Origin of the sequence: uncultured Methanobrevibacter sp., assembly GCF_947170395.1 — an archaeon.
Classification (GTDB): Archaea; Methanobacteriota; Methanobacteria; order Methanobacteriales; family Methanobacteriaceae; genus Methanocatella.
This window is the reverse complement of the sequence record NZ_CAMVTE010000057.1, coordinates 1-6041: the sequence shown is the minus strand read 5'-3', so window position 1 is coordinate 6041 and position 6041 is coordinate 1. Positions and strand designations below refer to the sequence as shown.

Annotated in this window: 3 protein-coding genes; all 3 read left to right on the top strand. The window is 32.6% G+C overall.

The window, feature by feature from the left end; all coding sequences use genetic code 11:
* Positions 1–873 precede the first annotated feature (873 nt).
* Genes Q0W04_RS10285 through Q0W04_RS10275 form a run of 3 tightly spaced genes read left to right on the top strand, consistent with a single transcriptional unit; the run spans position 874 to position 5973 of the window.
* On the top strand, positions 874–1374 hold the full coding sequence (locus Q0W04_RS10285) for a hypothetical protein (protein ID WP_298502962.1): 501 nt from the start codon (positions 874–876) through the stop codon (positions 1372–1374).
* 55 nt (positions 1375–1429) lie between these two features.
* Positions 1430–4456: a type I restriction endonuclease subunit R gene (locus Q0W04_RS10280; protein ID WP_298502960.1), complete on the top strand. Its 3027-nt coding sequence runs from the start codon at positions 1430–1432 to the stop codon at positions 4454–4456.
* 14 nt (positions 4457–4470) lie between these two features.
* Complete coding sequence (locus Q0W04_RS10275; protein WP_298502957.1) at positions 4471–5973, top strand: class I SAM-dependent DNA methyltransferase; 1503 nt, start codon at positions 4471–4473, stop codon at positions 5971–5973.
* Positions 5974–6041 lie beyond the last annotated feature (68 nt).

Below are 6041 nucleotides of genomic sequence, written 5' to 3'. Positions count from 1 at the left end.
AATTTAGATTAAATGTTGATTTGTAATTTAGTTTTTTAAAAGTCTCGATTTATGTGGGATTAATCTAGGCACGGTGGCAGAAAGGTAATGCACGAGTTTTGCAAAACTCGATGAAAGTGTGGTTCGATTCCCACCAGTGTCTCTTTTTTACTTAATTTAAACGATAATACAGGTATGAAATAAATATTTCATCGTATCTTATCATATCAAAATATTGAAATTAAAAACCCCTCATAAATTTTTTCTATTAGTTCCATTCTTTAATTTCATCTAACTATAAAAATTTTATATTATGTTTTTCCATGATTTTAAAAAAACAACAACATTTCTAAAAATTAATCTGTCAGACATTAACAAAATATATAATTTTAACCATTGGATTTAAAATTATATCACATCGATGTTATAATTCAATGGATTAGTTGAAACATTAACGATTTAATTAAATGGATTGGTTATTATTTAATGGTGGTTCTGTAATCTTTTGGAACATTAAATAAAAAATTAGTTTATATGGAAGTTATTAAAATATTTATAAATATACAATTAATTTTAATTGGAGGTGAAACAATGGTAGACTTCTTGCAGATATTGAATGTTATTTTCAATCGATTTTATTTTTTAAACATGTAAATTTACACTTTCTGAAAGTATATCTTTATAATGAATACTTATAATGCGTATAGCACATATTATACGTATTCTTATTTAGATAAAATATTTTTTTTGAAGCAAACCTTTTTTGAATTCCTGATTTTGATTTATAGTATGTTACAAAACTTATTGTTATAATTCTATTTATAAATATCATAAAAGTTAAGTAAATAATTATAGGGAAAATTTTTTTATAAAAAAATAAATAGTGATTATAAAATGTATATCAACAATTTCATTATTGAATCTGGTATTCAAAAAGAGTATACAGAACTTGAAAAAGCACGAATGAGTTATAAAACATTAACACCTACTGAATTATACATGAAAGATTCGGTTTTTGCTTTTACAGGTGCAAAATTAAGTGATTATCAAGGAAAGAAAATGATATCACAAGACGAAAAACCATATTATCATGGAAAAGCAATAATAGATTTCTATAATGATGATCTTGAAGAAAAAATTACTTTTTTCGATTCTTACTTTACTGATTTAGATAAAGAACAATCATTAACAGTCACTCCAAAAAATATTTTGTCTAATGTTATTCGAGAAATTGCCTGTGAAACAGAAAAAAATAGATTTAAAATTCATTATAAAGGTTTACAGGAAGCTGTGCAACATATCATTAAAGGGGAATTAAAAGTTGTGATTATTAATGAGAGTAAAAGTTTTCAAACTTTAGGAATGACTTTTAATGAATTAATATTATCCGAATAATGTAGATTGTTTGCTTTTTTTTGCAAAAGAATATAAAAGGAATAATTTTAAGGATTTGGTTAAAATTTTAGTTTATAATGAAGACACATATGAAAAATCATTAATGGAATTATTTCAAGACTTAGGCTATACTTATTATTATGGTCCTGAAGTTGACAGAGACTATAAAAATCCATTATTTGTACCTGATTTAAACTATTTGTATAAGATCAACAAGTCATTAAATTCCAATGCTGTTGATAAAGCCATTGAAACCATTCAAGATTTTGGTATTGGTTCCCTTGAAGATAAAAACAATAAGTTCATGGAATATCTTCAAAATGGAATCAATATAAGCTATTGGAGTGATGGAAAAGAGAAATCAACTCATGTCAAGCTCGTTGATTATGATAATCTGGACAACAATCTCTTTACAGTCATCAACCAATGGACAGTTGTTGATCTGGAAACAAAAAGACCAGATGTTGTTGTATTTGTTAATGGTTTCCCATTAGTGGTTTGTGAGTTGAAATCCCCATCAAGAGAAGACACAGACACATCTGAAGCATACCGCCAATTGAAAAAATACATTCAGGTAATCCCTGTTCTTTTCAACTATAATGCATTCTGTGTTATGAGTGACATGTCCCTTTCAAAGGCAGGAACAATTACTACAAATGAGGACAGGTTCATGGAATGGAAAACAACTGATGGAAGCTATGAATCAACACAATGGGCAGATTTCACAACATTTTTTGAAGGAATTTTTGAAAAGAGTAGATTTTTGGATATCCTGAAGAATTTCATCACATATTCCAATGATTCAACAAATAAGGTAAAGATTTTAGGTGCATACCATCAATACTTCGCTGTCAATAAGGCCGTTGAGTCAACTGTCAAGGCAATCAACAGTGACCATAAAGCAGGAGTGTTCTGGCACACACAGGGAAGTGGTAAAAGCCTATCCATGGTATTTTATGTAAACAAGCTTCAGCAAAGACTTGAAAGTCCAACATTTGTTGTAATAACTGACCGTAATGACTTGGATGACCAGTTGTATTCACAATTTTCCAAGTGCAGTGACTTTTTAAGGCAAACTCCAAAACAAGCAACAAGCATGAAAAACCTAAAGAAACTGCTCAATAACAGAAAAGCCAATGGAATATTTTTTACAACCATGCAAAAATTCGACGATTATGATGAATCATTAACTGACAGAAATGATGTTGTTGTAATATCTGATGAAGCACACAGAAGCCAATATGGTCTTGAAGAAAAAGTTGACCCTGAAACTGGTGAAGTCAAGATTGGAGCTGCAAGAAGAATCCGTAATGCACTTCCAAATGCAACCTACATAGGTTTTACAGGAACACCAATCTCCAAATCAGATAGAAGCACTCGTGAAGTGTTTGGAAACTACATTGACATTTACGACATGACACAGTCAGTAGAGGATGGAGCAACAGTACCTATAAGTTATGAAAGTCGTATTGCTGAAATCGGTCTTGATGAAACAATTCTCAACCAAATTGATCAAAAATACTGGGAATTAAAGAAAGAAGCAGAAGAACACAATATTGAGAGAAGTAAAAGAGAACTCAGTAAAATGGAATCCTTGCTTGGAGCTCCTGAAATAATTGCTGATATCTGTCAGGACATTATTAATCACTATGAAGATAACCGTGCACAGGAACTGACAGGCAAGGCAATGATAGTTGCATATTCAAGGCCAATCGCCATTAAGATATACGAAAAAATATTGAAACTGCGTCCTAATTGGAATGAAAAAGTGAAAATAGTTATGAGCAGTTCCAATAATGACCCTGAGGAATGGTATGACATTATCGGCGATAAATCTTATAAAAAACAGCTTGAAAACAAGTTTAAGGATGATGAAGATCCAATGAAAATAGCTATTGTAGTGGATATGTGGCTTACAGGTTTTGACATGCCTTCACTTGCAACAATGTATGTCTACAAGCCAATGCAGGGCCACAACTTAATGCAGGCCATCGCTCGTGTAAATAGAGTATTCAAGGATAAGAAAGGAGGACTTGTAGTTGATTATATTGGAATAGCATCTGATCTTAAAAAGGCGATGAGTGAATACACAGAAAGGGACAACAAAAACTACGGTGATATGGATGTTGACAAGATCGCTTATCCTAATTTCCAGGAAAAACTTGAAATATGTCAGGACTTATTCTATGGATTTGACTATTCCAAATTCTTCGGAGACAGTAACCTGGAAAGATCAAAAGTCATATCCAATGGTGTGAACTTCATGGAAGACCTGGTCCGTGAAGAAACTAAAAAATCATACCTGAAAGAAGCGTTATTATTGAAAAAATGGTTATCATTATGCAGAAGCAGAGCAACAGAAAAGGAAAGAATTGAAGCAGCATTCTTTGAAGCCGTCAGAACAGTTCTAGTTAAGGTATCCTCTGATAAGAAATTGTCAATTCATGAAATCAACGCTCAAATCACAAAACTCCTCAACCAGTCAATTAAAAGCACAGGCGTAATCAATGTAATCAATGTCAGTGATGAGGTATCATTGTTTGACCCTGAATTTTTAGATAAAGTGCGTGCAATGGAATCATCCAATTTAACTATCTCCCTTTTGGAAAAACTACTCAGCGATCAGGTAAAAGGGTATACACGTACCAATATTGTCAAATCAGAGGAATTCTCGGAGCTTTTAAAACAAACAATGAACAGTTATGTTAACGGTCACATCACAAATGATGAAGTGATCGAGGAATTGATGAGAATCGCACAACTTCTGCGTGATGCACACAATGAAGGAGAAGAATTGGGATTAACAGAGGAGGAACTGGCATTTTACAATGTAATTGCACTTCCGGAAAACATTCACGAGTTCTATGACGATGAAACCTTGATCAAGATAACTCAGGAGTTGACAGAATCATTAAGAAGAAACAGAACTATTGATTGGCAGAAAAAGGAATCTGCAAGAGCTAACATGAGAAGAACAGTTAAGAGACTGCTTAAAAAATATGATTATCCTCCAAGCGAAATGAAATTCGCCTTGGAAAAAGTTATAGCGCAATGTGAATTATGGGTAGATGAATCAACATAAGGTGTGAATCAAAAATGGTAAAAGACAACATTAGTGAAATAGGATTTGAAAAGCAAATTTGGGATGCAGCAGATGAACTGAGAGGTTCAATGGATGCAGCAGAATACAAACATGTGGTATTAGGATTAATTTTCCTAAAATACTTATCAGATAAATTTGAAGAAAGATACCAAGAACTGGTCGAGGAAGGCGATGGATTTGAAGAAGATATAGATGAATACACAGCAAAAAATATTTTCTTTGTTCCACCTGAAGCTCGTTGGGAAGTAATTGCTAAAAAAGCAAACACTGCAGAAAACGGTAAGACAATTGACAATGCAATGAAAGCAATTGAAGACAATAACAAATCACTTAAAGGAATATTGCCTAAAAACTTCTCAAGACCGGAACTCGATAAAAAGAAACTCGGTTCTGTAATTGACATATTCACCAATGTTCAAATGTCAGATACGGGAGACAAAAAGGATATTTTAGGTCGTACCTATGAGTACTGCTTAAGTATGTTTGCTGAAACCGAAGGTAAAAAGGCAGGGGAGTTCTATACTCCAGCATGTGTAGTTAAAACATTGGTTTCAGTCTTAAAACCATATGATGGAAGAGTTTATGACCCTTGCTGTGGTTCAGGTGGAATGTTTGTTCAATCCAAAAACTTCATAGAAAATCATGCTGGAAACATTAATAATTTATCCATTTATGGGCAGGAATCCAATCCTACAACTTGGAAAATGGCTAAAATGAATCTGGCTATTCGTGGACTTGAAGCAGACCTTGGAAAACACCAAGAAGACACATTTTTAAATGATTTGCACCCAACACTAAAAGCAGACTATGTAATGGCTAATCCACCATTCAACCTTAAAAAATGGGGACAAGAACAATTGCAGGATGATTTAAGATGGAAATACGGAATTCCTCCAAAAGGAAATGCAAACTTCGCATGGATGCAGCACATGATTCATCACTTATCTCCAAAAGGAAAAATTGGACTTGTATTGGCTAACGGTTCATTATCTTCAACAACCTCTGGTGAAGGAAAGATTAGGCAATCCATTGTGGAAGATGATCTTGTAGAATGTATTGTTGCATTACCTACACAATTATTCTACACAACTGGAATACCAGTTTGTCTTTGGTTTTTAAACCGTGATAAAAAACAAAAAGGTAAGACTTTATTTATTGATGCTCGTGAAATGGGAACAATGGTTTCACGTAAATTACGTGAACTAACAGATGAGGATATAGAATTGATTGCAGATACATTTACTAAATTTGAAGAAGGAACATTAGAAGATGAAAAAGGTTTCTGCAAAGTTAGTGATTTAGAAGAAATCAAAAAACATGACTTTATATTAACTCCTGGACGTTATGTTGGATTTAAACCAGAAGAAGATGATGGGATTCCATTTGAAGAAAAAATGAAAACATTAACCTCTGAGCTTGACGAGTTATTTAAAGAATCTAATGGACTTGAAAGTAAAATTCGTAAGAGCTTAAAAGAAATCGGTTTTGAATTCTAAACCTTGAATTTATTATTTTAAAGGAGTGATAAATTTGAGTTTAGAATGGAAATCCTGCAAGATAGGTG

Excerpts from the sequence above, each read along its gene's own strand:
- Q0W04_RS10275 (WP_298502957.1), top strand. The coding sequence starts at position 4,471 with ATGGTAAAAGACAACATTAGTGAAATAGGATTTGAAAAGCAAATTTGG.
- Q0W04_RS10285 (WP_298502962.1), top strand. The coding sequence starts at position 874 with ATGTATATCAACAATTTCATTATTGAATCTGGTATTCAAAAAGAGTAT.